The sequence below is a fragment of the Ornithinimicrobium flavum genome (assembly GCF_004526345.1).
GTDB classification, from domain to species: domain Bacteria; phylum Actinomycetota; class Actinomycetes; order Actinomycetales; family Dermatophilaceae; genus Ornithinicoccus; species Ornithinicoccus flavus.
This window is the reverse complement of sequence record NZ_CP038213.1, coordinates 3667500-3685567: the sequence shown is the minus strand read 5'-3', so window position 1 is coordinate 3685567 and position 18068 is coordinate 3667500. Positions and strand designations below refer to the sequence as shown.

The 18068-nt window shown below is 75.8% G+C and carries 14 protein-coding genes; 10 read left to right on the top strand and 4 right to left on the bottom strand.

The annotated features are described in order from the left end of the window. Position 1: 1 nt before the first annotated feature. The 3 genes from E3Z34_RS17410 (at position 2) to E3Z34_RS17400 (ending at position 2119) form a co-directional block, all read left to right on the top strand. Positions 2–1090 carry a hypothetical protein gene (locus tag E3Z34_RS17410; protein WP_134774621.1) on the top strand — a complete coding sequence of 363 codons (1089 nt, stop codon included), beginning with the start codon at positions 2–4 and terminating at the stop codon, positions 1088–1090. Further along, a complete protein-coding gene (locus E3Z34_RS17405; protein ID WP_134774620.1) occupies positions 1087–1623 on the top strand; it encodes a glycosyltransferase family protein in 537 nt (178 codons plus the stop codon). The genes E3Z34_RS17410 and E3Z34_RS17405 overlap by 4 nt, the downstream gene beginning before the upstream one ends. Positions 1624–1690: 67 nt before the next feature. Continuing rightward, a complete protein-coding gene (locus E3Z34_RS17400) occupies positions 1691–2119 on the top strand; it encodes a glycosyltransferase (RefSeq protein ID WP_238695262.1) in 429 nt (142 codons plus the stop codon). A 6-nt stretch (positions 2120–2125) separates the two neighbouring features. Here E3Z34_RS17400 and E3Z34_RS17395 read toward each other — a convergent pair whose 3' ends face one another. Continuing rightward, positions 2126–3319 (bottom strand): glycosyltransferase family protein, encoded by a 1194-nt coding sequence (locus tag E3Z34_RS17395; RefSeq protein ID WP_134774618.1) that lies wholly within the window; start codon positions 3317–3319, stop codon positions 2126–2128. Between the two features lie 39 nt (positions 3320–3358). On the opposite strand from E3Z34_RS17395, the gene E3Z34_RS19320 reads away from it, so the two are divergent. From E3Z34_RS19320 to E3Z34_RS17375, 4 genes are read left to right on the top strand one after another with little or no spacing between them, the layout of a single operon-like run. Then, positions 3359–5113 carry a hypothetical protein gene (locus E3Z34_RS19320; RefSeq protein WP_238695261.1) on the top strand — a complete coding sequence of 585 codons (1755 nt, stop codon included), beginning with the start codon at positions 3359–3361 and terminating at the stop codon, positions 5111–5113. Further along, positions 5068–5844 (top strand): glycosyltransferase, encoded by a 777-nt coding sequence (locus tag E3Z34_RS17385; RefSeq protein WP_338043818.1) that lies wholly within the window; start codon positions 5068–5070, stop codon positions 5842–5844. Before E3Z34_RS19320 ends, E3Z34_RS17385 begins: the two co-directional genes overlap by 46 nt. 10 nt (positions 5845–5854) lie before the next feature. Further along, positions 5855–6205 carry a hypothetical protein gene (locus tag E3Z34_RS17380; RefSeq protein ID WP_134774616.1) on the top strand — a complete coding sequence of 117 codons (351 nt, stop codon included), beginning with the start codon at positions 5855–5857 and terminating at the stop codon, positions 6203–6205. Continuing rightward, positions 6192–9257, top strand: coding sequence for a glycosyltransferase family 2 protein (locus tag E3Z34_RS17375; RefSeq protein ID WP_134774615.1), 3066 nt, complete (start codon positions 6192–6194; stop codon positions 9255–9257). Before E3Z34_RS17380 ends, E3Z34_RS17375 begins: the two co-directional genes overlap by 14 nt. A gap of 18 nt (positions 9258–9275) precedes the next feature. Here the strand turns inward: E3Z34_RS17375 and E3Z34_RS17370 are convergent, their stop codons facing one another. From E3Z34_RS17370 to E3Z34_RS17360, 3 genes are all read right to left on the bottom strand, one after another. Further along, entirely contained in the window at positions 9276–12080 is a 2805-nt protein-coding gene (locus tag E3Z34_RS17370; protein WP_134774614.1) for a hypothetical protein, read from the bottom strand. Between the two features lie 7 nt (positions 12081–12087). Next, a complete protein-coding gene (wecB, locus tag E3Z34_RS17365; protein WP_238695260.1) occupies positions 12088–13188 on the bottom strand; it encodes a non-hydrolyzing UDP-N-acetylglucosamine 2-epimerase in 1101 nt (366 codons plus the stop codon). Positions 13189–13812: 624 nt separating this feature from the next. Next, positions 13813–14877, bottom strand: a complete 1065-nt coding sequence (locus E3Z34_RS17360) for a glycosyltransferase (protein ID WP_134774612.1) — start codon at positions 14875–14877, stop codon at positions 13813–13815. A gap of 88 nt (positions 14878–14965) precedes the next feature. On the opposite strand from E3Z34_RS17360, the gene E3Z34_RS17355 reads away from it, so the two are divergent. The 3 genes from E3Z34_RS17355 to E3Z34_RS17345 are packed head-to-tail and all read left to right on the top strand — an operon-like array spanning position 14966 to position 18067. Further along, on the top strand, positions 14966–16225 hold the full coding sequence (locus tag E3Z34_RS17355) for a nucleotide sugar dehydrogenase (protein WP_134774973.1): 1260 nt from the start codon (positions 14966–14968) through the stop codon (positions 16223–16225). Beyond that, positions 16222–17133 (top strand): ABC transporter permease, encoded by a 912-nt coding sequence (locus E3Z34_RS17350; protein ID WP_134774611.1) that lies wholly within the window; start codon positions 16222–16224, stop codon positions 17131–17133. The genes E3Z34_RS17355 and E3Z34_RS17350 overlap by 4 nt, the downstream gene beginning before the upstream one ends. Continuing rightward, positions 17120–18067 carry an ABC transporter ATP-binding protein gene (locus E3Z34_RS17345; RefSeq protein WP_134774610.1) on the top strand — a complete coding sequence of 316 codons (948 nt, stop codon included), beginning with the start codon at positions 17120–17122 and terminating at the stop codon, positions 18065–18067. The genes E3Z34_RS17350 and E3Z34_RS17345 overlap by 14 nt, the downstream gene beginning before the upstream one ends. The last annotated feature ends 1 nt before the right edge of the window (position 18068 follow it).

Below are 18068 nucleotides of genomic sequence, written 5' to 3'. Positions count from 1 at the left end.
TGTGACCGTCGCCAGCACCGCACCTGCTCCCTCGGCCCCCGTCGTCTCCCCGTCCCGGCGGCAGCGGGTGATCGCCGTCGCCGCGTCGGCGGAGGAGCTGGACGAGGTGGTCCGGCCGCTGCGGGGACTGTCCCTGGCCGGGCACCAGGTCGTGCTCATGTGGCGTTCCGGGGAGCCGGGCAGCCGTTTCGAGAAGTTCGGCGCCCGGGTCCGGATCGACCCCTCCCCGCGCGGCGTGCGGGCGCGGGCCCGCAGCGTGCTGACCGTGCCGGCCCGGCTGCGGGCCGGCCGCACCGGGCCGCTGCTGGCGGACCTGCACCGGGACCCCCGGGCCGTCCGGGCGCTCGAGGCGGCGGACCTGGTCGTGTTGGCCGGGGCGGCCGCCACCGCGGCGGCCGAGGCCCTGACGACGCCCGCCCGGCCGCTCGTGCCGGCCGCGGAGCTGGCGGACTGGTCCGCGGTCGGCGGGGTATGGCGCAAGCTGGCCGTGCGGACCGCCGAGGGCCCGACCGGGCTCACCCCCGCGTACGTGCGGAGCCTCGTCCGGCACCTGGAGCGCTACGTGCGCCCGGTCCCCCCGAGGCGTCAGGAGTCCCTGGTCCCCGCGATCGAGGCGATGCACCTGGCCGGGCGCTACGACCTCGCCCACGAGCTGTCCCACCACCTGGACCCGGCGACCCCCGACCTCGACCCGCTCGTGCGGGCGCGGCTGCGCGGGCTGAGGGCGCTCACGGCGACCTCCGCCACGGGCGAGCCGCACCCGGAGCTGCCGGAGGTGGCGCGCGAGCTGACCGAGGCCGCCGACGTCGCCCTGCGCGAGGGTCAGGTGGAGCAGGCGGCCGACCTCGCCCACCTCGCGCTCGCCCTGCTCTTCCACCGCGAGCTGCACGCCGACAAGCTGTCCTCCCCGCTGGTCACCGACCCGGAGGGCTTCCTGGAGCACTGGCGGGCGTCCGAGGTGGGCGCGCTGCTGGGCTCGACCGCACCGCGCCGCCCGGTCCTGCCGGCCCGCTCCGGGCGCACCCCGGACGCCGGAGCCCGGCGGGTCGTCGTCGTGCCGGGAGCTACCCGCAGTTCTCCGCGCCGGTGATCGACGCCCTGGCCGAGCAGGCCGACGTCCGGGTCGTGGACCTCGCCGCCCGGTCCTCCCTGCGGGGGCTGGGCCCCTACCGTCCCCTCGTCGGGGCGCGGCTGCAGCAGGCGCTGGGGGACCCGGCCGTGCCGGACTACGAGATCCTGGAGGAGATGGAGGCCGCTGACGCCGTCTTCGTCGACTGGGCCGACCGCGGTGGTCTGGCCACCGTCATGGCGGTCCCGGAGGGGGTGCGCCTCGTCCTGCGGATCCACAGCATGGACGCCCTCTCGCCGTGGATCCACCTTCTCGACTGGAGCCGGGTCGACGACCTCGTCGTCGTCAGCGAGCCGATGCGCCGCCTCGTGGCCTCGTTGCCCTCGTTGCCCTCGGCCCGGCCCTGTCCCGCGACCCGGGTCCACGTCGTCCCGAACGTCGTCGACCTGAGCCGGCTCCCTTCCTCGCACCGGGCCGAGGCCGGCTGCGCCGGCTGCTCATGGTCGGCTGGGGCCAGCAGGTCAAGGACGCCCGCTGGGCGCTGGACGTCCTAGGGGCGCTGCGCGCGAGGACCCGTCGTGGCGGCTGTCCCTGCTCGGCACCGACTTCCCGGACGACGCCGTGCGTTCCCAGCACGACTACGCCCGGGCGTTCCGGGCCCGGCTCACCCAGGACGACGTGCGCGGCGCGGTCGACTTCGTGGGGTACACCCGGGACGTCGCCCCCCACCTCGCGGCCTCCGGGTTCGTGCTCAGCACCAGCCGCCGGGAGAGCTTCGGGCTGGGGCTGGTCGAGGCCGCCGCCTCCGGGGTCGTCCCCGTCGTGCGCAACTGGCCGATCTACGCCCCGCTGGAGGCGGCGCGCACCCTCTTCCCCGGGTCCTGGGTGGTGGACACCGTGGAGGAGGCCGTGGAGCGGATCCGGTCCACCGCCTCCTCCGAGGAGGACTGGGTCCGGGCGTCCCGGGAGGCGCGGGACGTGGTCGCCGAACGCTTCAGCAGCGGGGACGCCCGCGAGGCCTTCCGTCGGCTGGTCCTCGGGGAGGTCTGAGGCGGCTCAGCCGTCGGCGATCTGGGCCAGCACCTGCACGGCGGCCGAGGTGAACCCGACGGGGGAGCGGTAGGCGAGCGCCTGCTCGTCGAGCACCGAGCCGCTCTCCACGATGCCCCAGACCGGCGTCCCCGACCCCTTGTAGTCGCTCCACTTCGAGGGCAGGAAAGGGTTGGTCGACAGCAGCCCGGAGGTCACCGCGTCGTTGACCAGCAGCACGTCCATCCGTCGGCACAGGGCGAGGAAGTCGAGGAAGCCGACGAACGGCCCGGCCTTGACGACGTCCCCGAGCCCGCGGCGCTCCACCTCGGCGAGCAGCTCGCCCGGCTTGCCGGCGAAGACGTGCAGGCAGACCCGGTCGCGCTGGTGCTGCGGCAGCACCTCGAGCGCGTCCAGGACGGTGCCCATCCCGCGGGTGGCGTAGAAGTTGCCGAAGTACCCGATGTGCCGGCGGGCGGGGTCCAGGGCGAGGTCGGGGTCGGCGAGCTCGTAGAACTCCGGCCCCAGCGTCGGGTGGGGGGTCACGGTCGCCACCTGCAGGATGCGCTCGCGCAGGGCCGGGTCCTCCACCGCCTCCACCATGAGGTCCCGCTGGTGGACATTGGTGAAGAGCAGCTCGTCGGCCAGGGCGAAGGGCACGACCTCCGCCCACTCGAAGACGTTGTTGCTGGTCGGGGGCGTGAACCCGGCCCGCCGCAGGCCGTCGGCGAGGGTCGTGAGCAGGGCGTCCGGGGCGGTGGGCGCGTGCCGCACCTCGCCCTTGACGTCGTGCGACAGCGGGTCGGAGAACTCGGCCGTCCAGCGCACCCCGGGGCGGAGCAGCGCGAAGCGGCCGGCCAGGATGTGGCTCGCGGCGAAGTGGGCCCGGGAGTAGAGGCGTTCGTACCCCGCCCCCTCCCGGTCCCAGGCCAGGGCCTGCTGCAGGCCGATCTCGGTCCACGCCACGACGGACCTCCAGGACGAGAAGTACGTCGGCGTGTCGACCATCCGGCGGCGCACCACCAGGTGGTCGGCGATGCGCGCGAGGCCGGGGTCGGTCGTGCGCTCCGGGGTCATCTCGTTCTGGATGACGTCGACCGGGCGGCCCGTCTCGCGGACCCGCTTGGCCGCCACGATCGCGGCCGTGTCGACGAAGGGCGGGAAGCAGTAGGAGACGACGAGGTCGGTGGCGCTGGTCGGGGACTCGGTCGAGGCGGACATCGCGTCCACTCTACGTGCCGGTCTGGGAGGATCCACGGTATGCAGTCGCGCAGGTTCGTCGTGGTTGGCGCCCGGGTGGAGCGCGCCGACCAGCTCGCCCTGCTGGAGGCCGCGGGGGCGGCCGGCGTGGACGTTCGGGTGGCGGCGCAGCGGCCGCCCCGGCACGGGGCGCTCGCCTGGCACCAGGTCGTGGACCCCAGGGCCGCCGAGGGGGTCGGCGGTCTCCTCGGCTCCTGGGTCGCGCGGGCCGTGCGGGGCGCGGCGGCCCCGCTGGCCGAGCAGCTGCAGAGCGACCCGTGGCTGGCCGACCAGCTCGCCGCGGCCGGGGGGCCGGAGGTGCCGGAGGTCGAGCTGGTGGCGCTGGACGACACCGCCGCCCAGGCACTGGCCCGGTGGCGGCGGCCCGACGGCCCGGCCGGTCGCGCGGTCCCGGTCCGCACCTGGGACCAGGGCGCGGAGGAGATCGCCCAGGACACGGCCGCCGCGCGGGCGGCCGGCCCCCCGCCCCCCGACCCCGGTCCCGGTCCCGGTCCCGGTCCCGGTCCCGGACCGGAGCGTCCCCTGGGCGCACGGCATACCGTCCTGCTCGCCCCCGCACCCGGGTCGGCGGTGCGCCCGGGGGTGGAGGAGGCGCTGCGGCACCCCCGGGTCGCGCTGAGCGTCTGGGACGGGGGGGACGGGGAGGACCCAGGTGACCTGGCGGGCCCGGACCTGCGGGGGGTCGACGTGCTGGTCCTCGACGGCCTGGGACCGGCCGTCCTGGCCCCCGGCCCCCGCCGTCCGCGCGTGGTGCACCTGCGACGGCCCACCGACCGGCGCACCCCCTGGCGCCACCTCCTGGACCCGGCCCGGATCGACGCCGTGGTCGACCAGCACGCGCTCGAGGAGCCAGGGTCGGTCGACCTGCTCGCCACGGTGCTGGACCCCAGGACGGCGAGCCTGCTCCGGGCCGCGGCGCAGGAGGGGGACGACGCGGCCCTGGCGCTGGCGTCCACCCTGGCGGAGGCGGACGACCCCACGCCGGCGCTGCTGCGCGAGCTCAGCTTCCTGGCCCGGGTCACCGGTGCCCTCACCCTGGAGCGGCAGGTGGTGCTGCGCCAGGTCGAGCACCCCGTCGCGGGCGGGGCTCCGGTCGAGCAGGCGCGCGACGTCCTCGCCGCGGTGGAGGACAAGCTCCGGGAGACCGAGCCGGGCTGGCTGCCGCCCCTGCCGCCGACACCGATGGACCTGGACCCGGACGGCCCGGTCCTGCACCTGCTCAAGGTGGTGCTGCCGCAGCGGCAGGCGGGTTACAGCGTCCGGGGCCACCACACGCTGCGGGCGCTGGTGGCCGAAGGCGTCGACGTGGTGGGGGTGGCCGCGCCCGCCGAGGGTCCGCCCCCGCCCGTCACCTCCGCCGCCGACGGGGTCCTCACCGCCGCCGACGCGACCGGCCTCGACGCGACCGGCCCCGTGGCGGAGGTCGTCCTGGACGGGGTCCGCTACCTGGTGCCGCCACCGGTCCGCGGCGGCGGGCGCACGGCATACCTGCAGCAGCAGGCGGAGGCCGTGCTGGAGATCGTCCGGCGGGAGCGTCCCTCGCTGCTGCACGTCCACTCGGGGGGGCGGGCTACGACCTGGGGGTGGTCGGGGCGGCCGTGGCCCGCACGACCGGGCTGCCGTGGGTCTACGAGCTGCGCGGGCTCTTCGAGTCGCTGTGGACCCAGCAGGAGGGACGGGCCGAGCGGGGCGAGACCTTCGCCCGCCGGATGGCCAAGGAGGCCGAGCTGCTCGGCCTCGCCGACGCCGGGGTGACGCTGGCCGGGACGATGCGCGCCGACCTGCTGGCCCGGGGGGGCGTGGACCCGGACCGGCTGCTGGTCGTCCCCAACGCCGTCGACGCCGAGGCCCTGACGCCGGCCCCGCGCGACGAGGCCCTCGCCGGGCGCTGGGGCACCCGAGGAGTCTTCACCTTCGGCTACGTGACCAACCTGGACCACGCGCGGGAGCAGGTGGAGGACCTCGTGCGGGCGGCCGTCCTGCTGCGCAACGAGGGTCTGCCCGTGCGGGCCCTGGTGGTCGGGGACGGCCGCCGGCGGGCGCAGGTCGAGGAGCTCGTCACCCGGTGGCGGGCCGAGGACTGCGTGGTCCTTCCCGGCACGGTGCCGCACGCCGAGGTGGCTGCCGCCTACGGCCTGCTCGACGTCCTCGTCGTGCCCCGCAGCCACGAGCGCGCCGCCCGGCTCGTCACCCCCCTCAAGCCCTACGAGGCCATGGCGCTCGGCGTGCCGGTCGTCGTGTCGGCCCAGCCGGCGCTGCTGGAGGTGATCGGCGACGGCGAGCGCGGATGGTCCTACCCGGCGGGGGACGCCGCGGCCCTGGCCGCCCTGCTCCGGCGGCTGGCCGAGGATCCGCAGGAGCGCGCCGCCGTGGCCGCCCGCGCCCGGGACTGGGTGCTGCGCGAGCGCACCTGGGCCGGCAACGCCCGGAGGTATGCCGAGCTCTACCGGTCCGTGCTCGCCGGCCGGGGCCGGCCCACCGGGTAGCGTGCAGCCCATGCGCACCCGGCTCCTGCACGTCCTCGGTCTCGCGCTGACCGGCGGGGCGACCCTGGTGGCCGTCGTGGGGGCGGTGCTGCAGTGGTGGTGGCTCGTGGTGCTCGCCGTCATGGCGGTGGTGTCCGCCACCTTCCTCGTCGCGCTCGACGCCGACCGCCGGGTCCGCGAGCTGCGGTCCTACGTGCGCAGCCAGGTCGCCTCGATCGACACCACGGGCGGGCGCGCGGCCCCGAGCCAGGAGGACGTCGTCGGGACGGTCCGGGCGCTGCAGGCGCAGTACACCGGCCGCCTCGACCGGTTGCAGGACACCCTCGAGGCCTCGCTGCGCCGCCGTGATGGCGACGGCTGACCCCTCGGGCCACCCGGTCGCGACCCGGGCCGGTGTCTCCCGCGACACCGCACGCAACCAGATCCTGCTCGACGCCCCGGACGCCCTCGCGGCGACGGCGCTGCGGACCCGGTCCCTGCACGCCCGGGAGGTGCTCGTGGAGGCCGCGTGGCCGGGGCGCACCGCGGCGGACGTCGACGACTGGGCGGGCGGGCCGGGCCGGCCCACGACGCTCCCCGAGGGCGCCGATGCCTACCACCTGGGGCAGTACGCCCGCGTCCTGTGCCTGCAGACCCCTGACGCCACCGACGTCGCCCGGGGGCGCGCGGTCCTGGAGGCCCTCCTCGCCAGCGGCGCGGACGACCGCCTGCACCCCCAGGCCGTGCAGATCCTGCTCCACCTGCGGTGCCGGGACCGGGACGTGGAGGGGTCCGCGGCCCTGCTGGAGCACCCGTCGGTCCCCCCGGACGTCGCGGACGCCGTGCGGGCCGACCTGGCCAACCCCTTCCTGGCCGGCGGCGCGGAGGACGACCGTCCGACGCAGGGGTGGCTGGCGCGGCTCACCCACGCGCTGGTCTCGCCGGCCCTGGCCCCGCTGCGTCTCGCCGAGGAGGGGGTGACCCCCTTGGACCGGCTGACGACCGAGCCCCTGCCCCGGGCCGACCGGCCCGGGGACGCGCTCGTCACGGTGGTCGTCAGCGCCTACCGGCCCGGCCCGGCCCTGCTGACCGCCGTCGGCTCCCTGCTCGCCCAGACCTGGCGGCACCTGGAGATCCTCGTCGTCGACGACGCCTCGCAGGAGGAGGCCGCCGGGCCGTGGCTGGACGCGGCCGAGGCCCTCGACCCGCGGGTCCGCGTGATCCGCAAGGGCGTCAACGGCGGCACCTACCGCGCGCGCAACACCGCCCTGAGCCAGGCCCGCGGCGACTACCTCACCACCCTCGACTCCGACGACTGGCTGCACCCGCAGGCCGTCGCCATCCTGGTCCGGGCGCTTGAGGACGACCCCGCCCGGATGGCCACGCGCGCCCTGGGGGCCCGCGTGTCCGAGGAGCTCGGCCTGGTCCGGCTCGGCTACCGCCACCGGGCGGTGGCCGCCCCCACGCTCCTGGTCCGGCTCGACCCGGTGCTGTCCCGGGTCGGCTTCTTCGACCCGGCCCGCAAGTCCGCCGACACCGAGTACGCCCGCCGGATCGAGGCCGCCTTCGGCGAGCGCAGCGTGCTCACCGTCCCCGAGTGCCTGCTCCTGCTGCGCTCGGGGGAGGACACCCTGTCGTCCGCCGAGTTCAGCCGGATGTGGCGGCACGGCGCCCGGCACGCCTACAAGAGCCTCTACGCGCCCTGGCACGAGGAGATCCGGGCCGGGGCGGCGGCATACCTGGACCCGGTCGCGGACCGGCCCGTCCCCGAGCCCCGCCGGTGGACGGCGGGGGCACCCCGCGACCCGGCCCTGCCGCCGCCGCGGCACCTGGACCTGGTGCTGGGTGGCGACTGGCGCCGCTACGGCGGCCCGCAGCGCTCGATGCTCGAGGAGCTGCGCGCCGCCCGGGAGGCCGGGAGGACGGTCGGCATCCTGCACCTCGAGGCCCTGCGCTTCGCGACGACGAAGGACCTGCCGCTCTGCGCCCCGGTGACCGAGCTGCTGCGCCGTCGCGAGGTCGAGTGGGTGCACCTGGACGACGACGTGGACGTCGACGTCCTCATGGTGCGCTACCCGCTCGTGCTGCAGCACCCCCCGACCGTCCCGGGTGGCCGCACCCTGCGACCCCGGCGGCTGCTCGTCGTGGCCAACCAGGCCCCGCTCGAGCCGGACGGCACCGACCAGCGCTACGTCGTCGCCGACGTCACCGCCCGGGCTCGGGAGACCTTCGGGACCGACCCCGTGTGGGTGCCGCAGGGCCCGGTCATCCGGGAGGTGCTGCTCGCCCAGGACCCCTCCCTGGCGCTGACCGACTGGGACAACCCGGGGCTCATCGACCTGGACGGGTGGGCGGTGCGCGACCCGGCGCGGGTGCCGGACGCGGGGGGCTCGCCGGTCGTGGTGGGCCGCTACTCCCGCGACCACCCGCTCAAGCACCCCGCCACCCACGCCGACATGGTCGCCGCCTACGACCTGGGGCCCGGCTTCGACGTCCGGCTGATGGGCTCGCGCGCCACCTGGAAGCGGCTGCAGCTCGAGGCGGGGCTGGCGGAGGACACGCCGGTCCCGGCCGGCTGGACGATGCTGCGGGCCGGCTCGATGGACCCGAAGGACCTGCTGCGGGACCTCGACTTCTTCCTCTACCAGGACCACCCGGACCGGCACGAGGCCTTCGGCCGGGTGCTGCTCGAGGCCGCCGCCTCCGGTGTCGTCGTCGTCGCGCACCCCAAGCACGAGCGGGTCTTCGGGGACCTGCTGGACTACGCCGAGCCGACCGGGTCCCGCGCCGTCATCGGCTCCTACCTCGCCGACCCGCAGCGGTATGCCGCCCGCGTGGCCCAGATGCAGCGCCTGGTCGCCGAACGCTACTCGCACGCCTCCTTCCTGCGTCGCCTCGGGCCCGCGCCGGGGGCCGGGCCAGGACAGGACGGACGGTCGCCCTCCGGGTCGTCCTCGGCAGGGCCGGGGCCGGTGACGCCGTGGTCCGGAGAGGCGGAGGTCGAGGTGCTGCCGACGGGCGACCCGCGACTGCCCGCCGCCGTCGTGGTGACGCCGGTCGTCGGCGACCCCCCGGCGGTCCACACCACCGCGCTGCGGTCGGCCGCGGACGCGGGCCGGGCCGACCAGCTGGTCCTGCTGCACCGGCGGGCCCTCTCGGCGGGCACGAGGGCCCGCCTCGCCGCAGCGCTCGCGGTCCCCGCGGACGGCGACGTCGACGACGCCCTCGTCGGCGCCGTGGGGGCCTGCCCCGACGTGGTGCTGCTGCTGCTCGTGCGCGACGGGTGGGTGCGCGCGGTCTCCGGCGAGGGTGTCGACGTCGGCACTCCGGACGGCGGGACGACACCCGCGGGGAGGGCCGAGCTCGACGGGTGGCCCCTGGCGGCCGGGCCGGTCGTGCTGCGACTCTCAGCGCCCGGGGGGCGGCCGGGCTAGCGCGACCGTCCGGGCTCGCTACCCCTCGGGGAGGAGGTCGAGGAGTCGGTCGCTGAGGGGGAGGGCGAGCGGACGCACGCCCTGCACCAGGTCCCGGACGGCCGGCCGGTCGGTGTCGTGCGCGCCGCCGGGGGTGCCGAGGGCACGGGGGCTCCGGGGGGTGGCGCCCAGCCACAGCACGCCGGCCCTCGGCACGACCTGGTCGATCGCGTCGCCGAGCGGCAGCAGCTCGGCGCCCTCGGGGGTGGTGCGGCTCACGGCGGGACCCCAGGTGGTGGCCAGGGCGTCCAGGGCAGCGGCCCGGGCGGCGCGGCCGGCGGGGGAGTCGGTGCCGTCGACGTCCTCGCGCAGGCCCACGACGTGGTGCGGGACGCCTTGCCGCGTGGCGAGCCCGCCCGCCGTGAAGACGGTCTGCGCGACCCGGTCCGGGGCGAGCCGGTCCCACCACGTCAGCGCGGTGACCGGCGGAGCACCCTCGCCACGGGCCTGGCCCAGCAGCTCCAGGAGCCGCGTGCTGCCGGGGTCGTCGGCCAGCCCGAGCCAGGCGGGTCCACGCCGGTGCAGCAGCGCGACGTGCCGGCGCAGGCGCTCGCCCCGGGTAAGCCCCGAGGAGGCCGCTTCGCCGGCCCGCTCGGGCAGGTCGACCGCCGCGCCCAGCGGGACCCGCGACAGGAGGCCGAGCCCCAGCGGCCCGCTCGCCGCGAGCAGCTCGTCGCTGCTGACCGACCCTGCCCCGGGGTCCGCGGTCGGATCGGTGCCGGCCAGGGTCGCGTGCGAGACGACGCCCCGACCGTCGGGCGTGAGGTGCCCTCCCAGGCTGACGAGGGGGTCGGTGATGACGGCGGAGCGGCCCGGGGTGCTGAGCGCCACGACCCAGCTGCCGGCCAGCGTCGCGGCTGCCGCCTGGACGTCGTGCAGGGAGACGGTGGCCAGCATCGTCCCGAGCCGCTCGGCGACCGGGCCCGCCCCGACGAGGCCCTCCTCCACCCAGGCCGGCTCGCCGAGCACCAGGACCCACGACCGGCCCGCCTCTCGGACGGCGTGCGGCAGTCGCGGGTGGGTGACGAGGGTGAGCAGCTGCCCGGGCAGCGCCACCTGGGCCCACCCCGCCGGGACCGGCAGCTCCGGCGGGGGGAGGAGGGCGTAGCCGCGGGCCCAGGCGAGCCGCTCGTGGTCGGAGCGTCGGGCCCGACCGGTGACGGCTCTCTCGATCCGCCTGCCCGCCGCCCGGCCCAGGCGCCCGGGGAGCCGACCGGTGACCGACCGGGCGACCGACTCGCCCAGCGGTGCGCTCCGGGCCGGCACGCGCGCCGCCGGCACCTCGGTGAGGATCCGCTCGAGGAGGACCTTGCCCTCCCGCAGGGGATAGGGCAGGGAGAGCATGGTCTCCAGCAGGACCCGGTCGTTGAAGGGCAGCAGGATCCGGTGCCCCAGGTCGCCGTCGGTGAACTTCTGCCACCCCCACCGGCCGATCCGCTGCTCCCAGTAGAGGAGGTCGTGGTGGTCGTGGCCCAGCAGCCGGTCCGGCGTCAGCGACGCGAAGTCCAGGTAGCCGCCGAACAGGTCGTCGGCGAGGTCCTCGTAGCCCTCGGTCGCGTTCATCATGATCCGGGTGAGGCGAAGCGACGACAGGGGCTCGGCGGTCCGCCGACGGTAGAACGTCGTCCCCGTCTCGGCGCAGTTGGACTGCAGCTGCACCAGGTCGCGGGGCAGGTCCGCCCACATCGCGTGCGCGGCCCCCCGGGACGGCACGAGCGGGGCGTAGGTCCGTCGGTGCAGCCGGTCGAACGTGCCGCCCTCGGCCGGGGCGCGCCACCGCAGGACCCGGTGGGGCAGGCCCAGACGGGCCGCCACGGCGCTCGCGGCGGTCACGTCGGCCAGGGCCGCGCGGCCGTTGCGGGCGTCACGGGGGTTGACGTAGGTGAAGGCGAACCCGTCCCGGGCCCGGAGGGTGTGCCGGGCGACGGCGGCGGTGACCCGGCTGTCGGTGCCCGCGGTGAGGCTCACCGCCGGTCGTCCGAGCCCGGCGAGCAGCTCGGTGTGGGCGGTCAGCCGCTCCCGGAACGCGGCGTGGACCGCGGCCACGTCGTCGGTGCCGACGCGCTCGTGCCACGGCCAGAACCGTTCCCGCCGCAGCCCCGGGCGGTCGCCGAGATCCACCCGCAGCAGCAGGTTGGGCAGGAGCGGGTCGAGGCCGGCGTAGGGGGTCAGCCGGCCGGGCAGGTAGGTCACCGCTCCCCGGCGCAGCTCCCGCAGCTCGGCCAGCAGCGCCAGCGCCCGCTCGTCGACGGGCAGGCCGAGGGCCGCGGCGACCAGCGCCGGGGTGCTCCCCAGGCCGAGACGACCGGCGGCGACGGCGTGGAAGACCGGCTGCGTGGCATGGGTGTCCGGGACGACGAGCAGGTCGGAGCCGTGCACGGGGCCCTCCGGACCCCGGGCGGAGACCGCGAGCAGGGTCCACCGGCCGCCCAGCCCGGCCGCCTCCCGGACCAGGGCGTCGTCGCCCCGCAGGTCCCAGGTCCCGACCAGCCGGGAGGCGATCCGGTGCCCGTCGGTGATGCCCGCGCCGACGTCGACCGGGTGGCCGAGCAGGATGACGGTGCCTGTGGCGCCCCGTTCGCACGACAGCACGGTCCGCGGTTGCAGGTGCAGCGTGGCGCCCGGGACGAGGTCGGCGCGGGTGGGCCACCCGGCGACGTCCGGGGGCGGTGCGACGCCCGGGCCGACCAGCAGGTAGCCGTGCGGGTGCGCCCCGTCGAGCACCTGCTCGTCGTGACGCCCGTCCGCGCCGCCGTCCGGGTGCGCACCCCCTGCGCCGCTCATGCGGACCTCAGCCCGCTCCCACGTGCCGGGCCAGCACGGCCGCGATCCGCGGCCCGGCCTGCCCGTCCCACAGCGGCGGCACCGGCCAGGTGTCCTGCCGACCGGCGGCCAGGACCTCCCGCACGGCCTCCGGCAGCGTCTGCCGGGTCACGAGCCGGTTGGTGCCGTGAGTGATGGTGACCGGACGCTCGGTGTTGGGGCGCAGGGTGAGGCAGGGCACCCCCATCACGGTGGTCTCCTCCTGGACCCCGCCGGAGTCGGTGACGACGGCCGCCGAGCCCTTGACCAGGGAGAGGAACTCGACATACCCCAGCGGGTCGACGACGACGAGGTCGTCGTGGTCGAGGAAGCCGGCGTCGGCCAGCCGCTGGCGGCCCCGGGGGTGCAGGGGGATGACGACCCGGACCTGGTCGGCGACGGCGTGGACGCTGTCGACCAGCTCGGCGACGTCGGCCGGGTCGTCCACGTTGCCCGGGCGGTGGAGCGTGGCGACGACGTAGGGACGGGAGGTGTCCACCCCGACCTGCGCCGCCACGCCCTCGACGTCGAGGGACCCCACGTGCCGCAGCAGGGTGTCGATCATCGGGTTGCCGACGAAGTGGATGGTGTCGGGGTCGGCGCCCTCGCGACCCAGGTGGGCGGCCGCGTCGACGCTGGTCACGAGCAGCAGGTCGCTGATCCGGTCGGTGAGGACCCGGTTGATCTCCTCGGGCATGGTGCGGTCGAAGGAGCGCAGGCCGGCCTCGACGTGGGCGACGGCGATGCCCATCTTGCTGGCGACCAGGGCGGCGGCCACGGTGGAGTTCACGTCGCCGTAGACCACGACCAGGTCGGGGCGGCGGCCGGTGAAGAGCTCCTCCAGGCCGACCATGGTCGCTGCCGTCTGGGCCCCGTGCGCCCCGGAGCCGACGCCGAGGTTGACGTCGGGCTCGGGGAGCCCGAGCTGGCGGAAGAAGACCTCGCTCATCCGCTCGTCGTAGTGCTGGCCGGTGTGCACCAGCAGCTGCTCGACGGGGTACCCCTCCAGCGCGGCGAGAACCGGTGCGGCCTTGGGGAAGTTCGGGCGGGCGCCGGTGATGTGCACGACGAGAGGCTGGCTGGGGGTCACGCTGAGGGATCTCCTTGGGTGGTCGGTGGGTCGGTCGTCCATGCTGCCAGGTCCAGCCGCTCGGGCAGGGAGCGCAGGATGGCCGCGTCGACGGGGTCGAGCCCGACGCCGGGCACCGCCCGCGCGAGGTGCCACAGCTGGTAGGCGTCGACGACGGAGGCCAGGCGCCGGGCGAGGTAGTCCTGCCAGGGGGTCCGGCCGAAGTCCCCGCCGTCCCACCGCTCCTGCGGACGACGTGCTCCACGACGTAACCGTGGCGCCGGGCGCTCGCGAAGAGCGGGCGGTCCAGGACGAGGACGGGGCGGAAGGCGGCGGTCGCGCGCTGCAGCTGGACGAGCTGGTCCATCAGCGCCTCGACCCCGGCGTCGGTGAACCCGGTGGCCAGGACGCCGACGACGGGGACCCGCCGGACGTCCGGCCCGGCGAGCTGCCGGTCGGGCAGGAGGGCCACGTCGACGTGACCGGCGCCCGACCGGGGGGCGAAGACGCGCCACGCGAGGTCGGTGAGCACGGCGCTGCGGCGCACCCGGGGCAGCACCTCCTCCAGGGCGAGGCGGTAGCCCGGGGTCCGCCGGACCCAGCGCGCCAGCCGCTGCTGACGGCGCCGGACGCCCGGGGACAGGCTCATGCGGCCCGTCCCGCCACCCGCAGGATCTCCTGCGCGGCCTCGTCCGCGCCGTTGCCGGGGTCGGCCTCCAGGGCCTGGGCGGCCAGGGCAGGGCCGCGGTCCAGCAGCTCCTCGACGGCCGCCCCGGCCGCGCCGCCGGTGAGCGTGTCGGCGACGAGGGCCCACCCCCGGTCCGCGGCGTGCCGGGCCCGGGCGACCTGGTCGTCGAGGGACGTACCGCGGTTGGGCACGAAGAGCGTCGGGACCCCCAGGCGCAGGGCCTCGTGGAAGGAGTTGTAGCCGGCCGCGGCCACCGCCACGTCGAAGGCCGCGAAGTGCTCGGAGAGGGGGAAGTGCCGCACGAGGTGCACGTCACTGCCCGCGTAGGCGCGCTCGGCGATCGACGGCGCGGTCACGCAGACCCCGACGCCGCGGGCCTGCAGCGCGGCCGCGGCCGCGCCCACCTCGTCGTCGGTGTCGTTGATGTTGCCCGCGCCCAGGCTCACCAGGGCCAGGCGTCCCTCGGCCGGCAGCCCGAGGGCGGCCCGCGCCGTGGCGCGGTCGCTGAGGGCGGCGCGGTCCACGAGCGTCACGGGGCGCACCCGGACGGCCCCCTCGGCCGTGGCCGTCGCGCCGCGGTCCGCGGGCGCGGCCAGGTCACCGGGCTCGACGACGGCGTCGAACCAGGCGGACTTCTCCAGCTGGTCCACGTTGCGCCCCGGCAGCCACATCCCGCGGCGGCTCCAGACCGCCCGGGTGCGGGGGTGGGCGGCCAGCGCCCGGTCGAGCCCGCTGTAGGGGTGGGTGCCGTCGAAGACCAGGACGTCCGGGTCGAGCCGGTGCAGGATCTCGGTGACGCGCTCGGCGAAGAGCGTGCGCCAGGCGGCGGGCCGCAGCCCGCTGGCGCCCTGGCTCGGGAGGTACTCCCACGGGATGCCCTCGTCGCCGACCACGGGGACCGCCTGCGAGAGGGACAGCACGTGACGTCGCGTCCCCGCCGGCATCCTCCGCGCGTAGGCCAGCAGCCGGGTGAGGTGCCCCATGCCCGCTCCGTTGCTGGAGACGAGCAGGACGGACGACATACCGGCGATCATGGCACAGCGCGATACCATTGCCGACGCGCTGCCAGCGCTGTTCCTGTGCCCGCCACCCCTCAAGGAGTACCTCAACGTGGCTGTGGATGCTGTCATCATCGGTCTGGGTTATGTCGGTCTGCCCCTCGCCCTGGAGGCGACCCGGGCGGGCCGGAGGGTCCTGGGCTTCGACATCAACGCCGGGGTCGTGGCCGACCTGAACGCGGGGCGCAGCCACGTGGACGACCTGTCCGACGCCGACATCGCGGAGATGATCGCCGGGGGGTTCGAGGCGACGACGGAGGAGTCGCGGATCGGTGAGGCGGACGTGGCGGTGATCTGCGTGCCGACGCCGTTGTCGGAGGAGGGTGGTCCGGACCTGCGGGCGGTGGAGTCCGCGGTGGACGCGGTCGCGCGCAACCTGCACGAGGGGATGCTGGTCGTCCTGGAGTCGACGACCTACCCGGGCACCACGGACGAGGTGGTGCGGCCCCGGCTGGAGGCGGGCGGGCTGGTCGCCGGGAAGGACTTCCACCTGGCGTTCTCCCCGGAGCGGATCGACCCGGGCAACGAGCAGTTCGGGGCCAAGAACACCCCGAAGGTGGTGGGTGGTCAGACGCCGGCGTGCACCGAGGCGGCGGCGGCGTTCTACGGCTCGTTCGTGGACACGGTGGTGCGGGCCAAGGGGACGCGGGAGGCGGAGACGGCCAAGCTGCTGGAGAACACCTACCGGCACATCAACATCGCGCTGGTGAACGAGATGGCGCGGTTCTGCCACGAGCTGGGGATCGACCTGTGGGACGTCATCGAGGCGGCGAAGAGCAAGCCGTTCGGGTTCCAGGCGTTCTACCCGGGGCCGGGGGTGGGCGGGCACTGCATCCCGATCGACCCGAACTACCTGTCGCACAACGTGCGGGCCCGGCTGGGCTACCCGTTCCGGTTCGTGGAGCTGGCGCAGGAGATCAACTCCAGCATGCCGGGGTATGTCGTCTCCCGCGCCCAGGACCTGCTGAACTCCGAGGGCAAGCCGCTGAACGGCTCGACGGTGCTGCTGCTGGGGGTGACCTACAAGCCGAACATCGCCGACCAGCGGGAGTCCCCGGCGGTGCCGCTGGCCCGCCAGCTGATGGCCAAGGGCGCGGTCGTGCAGTTCCACGACCCGCACGTGGCCGACTGGCGTGCGGTGCCGGAGGCGCAGCGGGTCGACGACGCCGCCGCCGCGGTGGCGCAGGCGGACCTCACCATCCTGGTGCAGAACCACCGGGAGTACGACCTGGACGCCCTGGCCGGCGCCTCCCAGGTCTTCTTCGACACCCGGGGCAAGGCCACCGAGGCGGAGAAGGTCACCCGGCTGTGACCGACGTCGGGCCCGACCCCCGGGACCTCCCCCCGGTGCTGAGCCCGGCGGACGCCGCCGCGCTCGCGGCCCGGCACGGTCTGGAGCCCGTGGGTTCGCGCCCGCCGCTGCGTCGCTACGTCCGCGACGTGTGGCGCCACCGCCACCTCATGTGGGCGATGGCCAAGGGCGAGTTCGCCAGCGAGCACCGGGACAACTACCTCGGGTTCGTCTGGGCGGTCATCAACCCGCTGCTGCTGGGTCTGGCCTACTTCCTCATCTTCGGCATCCTGCTCGGCACCAGCCGGGGGATCGACAACTTCATCACTTTCCTCACCGCCGGGCTGTTCACCTACGCCCTCTTCTCCACGGCCCTCACGTCTGGCTCGAAGTCGCTGCTGAGCAAGATGAGCCTGATCCGGGCCATGCAGTTCCCCCGGGTGCTGCCGCCGCTGGTCTCGGTGCTGTCCGCCTTCGTCAGCCAGCTGCCGGCCTTCGCCGTGCTCCTCATCATCGCCCTGTGGGACCAGGAGGGGCGGGTGAGCTGGACCTGGCTCCTCTACCCGGTCGCGCTGCTCATCGTCCTCGTCATGGGGCTGGGCATCGCGATGCTCACCGCCCGGATCGTCCACGCCGTGCGGGACCTGGCCAACCTCATGCCGCTGCTGGTCCGGCTGCTGCGCTACGTCTCCGGCGTCTTCTTCTCGATCGAGCTGCAGGTCGACCGGCTCGGGGCCAGCGACGTGGTCGGGGCGGTGCTGGCCTACCAGCCCGCGGCCGTGGCGCTCACCGTCGTGCGGGAGACGATCTGGAACCCTGCCGCGCCCGACCCGGTGACCTGGGCGGTCGCCGGCGGCTGGGCGGTGCTCTTCTTCGTCGTCGGCTTCGTCGTCTTCTGGCGGGGGGAGGGGTCCTATGGCCGGGCCTGAGGACCGCGCCGCGCCGGTCGAGCTGCCGGCGGGGGAGCTGGTCGACGGGAACCGGCGACCCTCGGTGGTCGCCTCCCACGTCGACGTCACCTACCGCGTCTACGGCAGCGGCGGCGAGGAGGAGCCGCAGGACGAGGCCGGCCTGGTCCGCAAGCTGCTGTCCCCCCGTCGAGCCGGGGTCGGCAAGCAGGAGGTGTATGCCGTCCGCGACGTCTCCTTCGTCGCCTACCGGGGGGAGTCGATCGGCATCATCGGGCGCAACGGGTCGGGCAAGTCGACCCTGCTGCGCTCGATCGCGGGGCTGGTCCCGCCGACGGCCGGCTCCATCTGGCTGGACGGCCGGGCCGCCCTGCTCGGCGTCAGCGCGGTCCTGCTGCCCAAGCTCACGGGACGGCAGAACATCGAGATCGGCTGCCTGGCGCAGGGCCTGACGCCGGCCCAGGTGGATGCCGCGATGGACGGCATCGTCGAGTTCGCCGACATCGGCCGCTTCATCGACCTGCCGATGAACACCTACTCCAGCGGTATGGGCGCCCGGCTGCGGTTCGCCATCTCGACCGCCACCGTCCCGGACATCCTCGTCGTCGACGAGGCCCTGGCCACCGGGGACGCGGAGTTCAAGGAGAAGGCGCAGGCCCGGATCGCCGAGTTCCGCGAGCAGGCCGGGACGGTCTTCATGGTCAGCCACAGCCGGTCCTCCATCGAGACGATGTGCGACCGGGTCCTGTGGGTCGACGACGGGCGCCTGCTCGCCGACGGGGCGCCCGCGCACGTCTACGGGCTCTACGGGCGCAAGTACGGCAAGCACCGGCACACGTGGCGCGAGCGCTTCGACCACGCCAAGATGCTGGAGGAGACCGAGGGCCGGGAGGCCGCCGAGGAGTACCTCGCGCTGTGGGAGCAGCGCGCCAACGCCCGGTTCCGGCGGACGTGAG

Excerpts from the sequence above, each read along its gene's own strand:
- E3Z34_RS17385 (WP_338043818.1), top strand. The coding sequence starts at position 5,068 with ATGGCCAAGGAGGCCGAGCTGCTCGGCCTCGCCGACGCCGGGGTGACG.
- E3Z34_RS17360 (WP_134774612.1), bottom strand. The coding sequence starts at position 14,877 with ATGTCGTCCGTCCTGCTCGTCTCCAGCAACGGAGCGGGCATGGGGCAC.
- E3Z34_RS17375 (WP_134774615.1), top strand. The coding sequence starts at position 6,192 with ATGGCGACGGCTGACCCCTCGGGCCACCCGGTCGCGACCCGGGCCGGT.
- E3Z34_RS17370 (WP_134774614.1), bottom strand. The coding sequence starts at position 12,080 with ATGAGCGGCGCAGGGGGTGCGCACCCGGACGGCGGCGCGGACGGGCGT.
- E3Z34_RS17380 (WP_134774616.1), top strand. The coding sequence starts at position 5,855 with ATGCGCACCCGGCTCCTGCACGTCCTCGGTCTCGCGCTGACCGGCGGG.
- E3Z34_RS17345 (WP_134774610.1), top strand. The coding sequence starts at position 17,120 with ATGGCCGGGCCTGAGGACCGCGCCGCGCCGGTCGAGCTGCCGGCGGGG.
- E3Z34_RS19320 (WP_238695261.1), top strand. The coding sequence starts at position 3,359 with ATGCAGTCGCGCAGGTTCGTCGTGGTTGGCGCCCGGGTGGAGCGCGCC.
- E3Z34_RS17395 (WP_134774618.1), bottom strand. The coding sequence starts at position 3,319 with ATGTCCGCCTCGACCGAGTCCCCGACCAGCGCCACCGACCTCGTCGTC.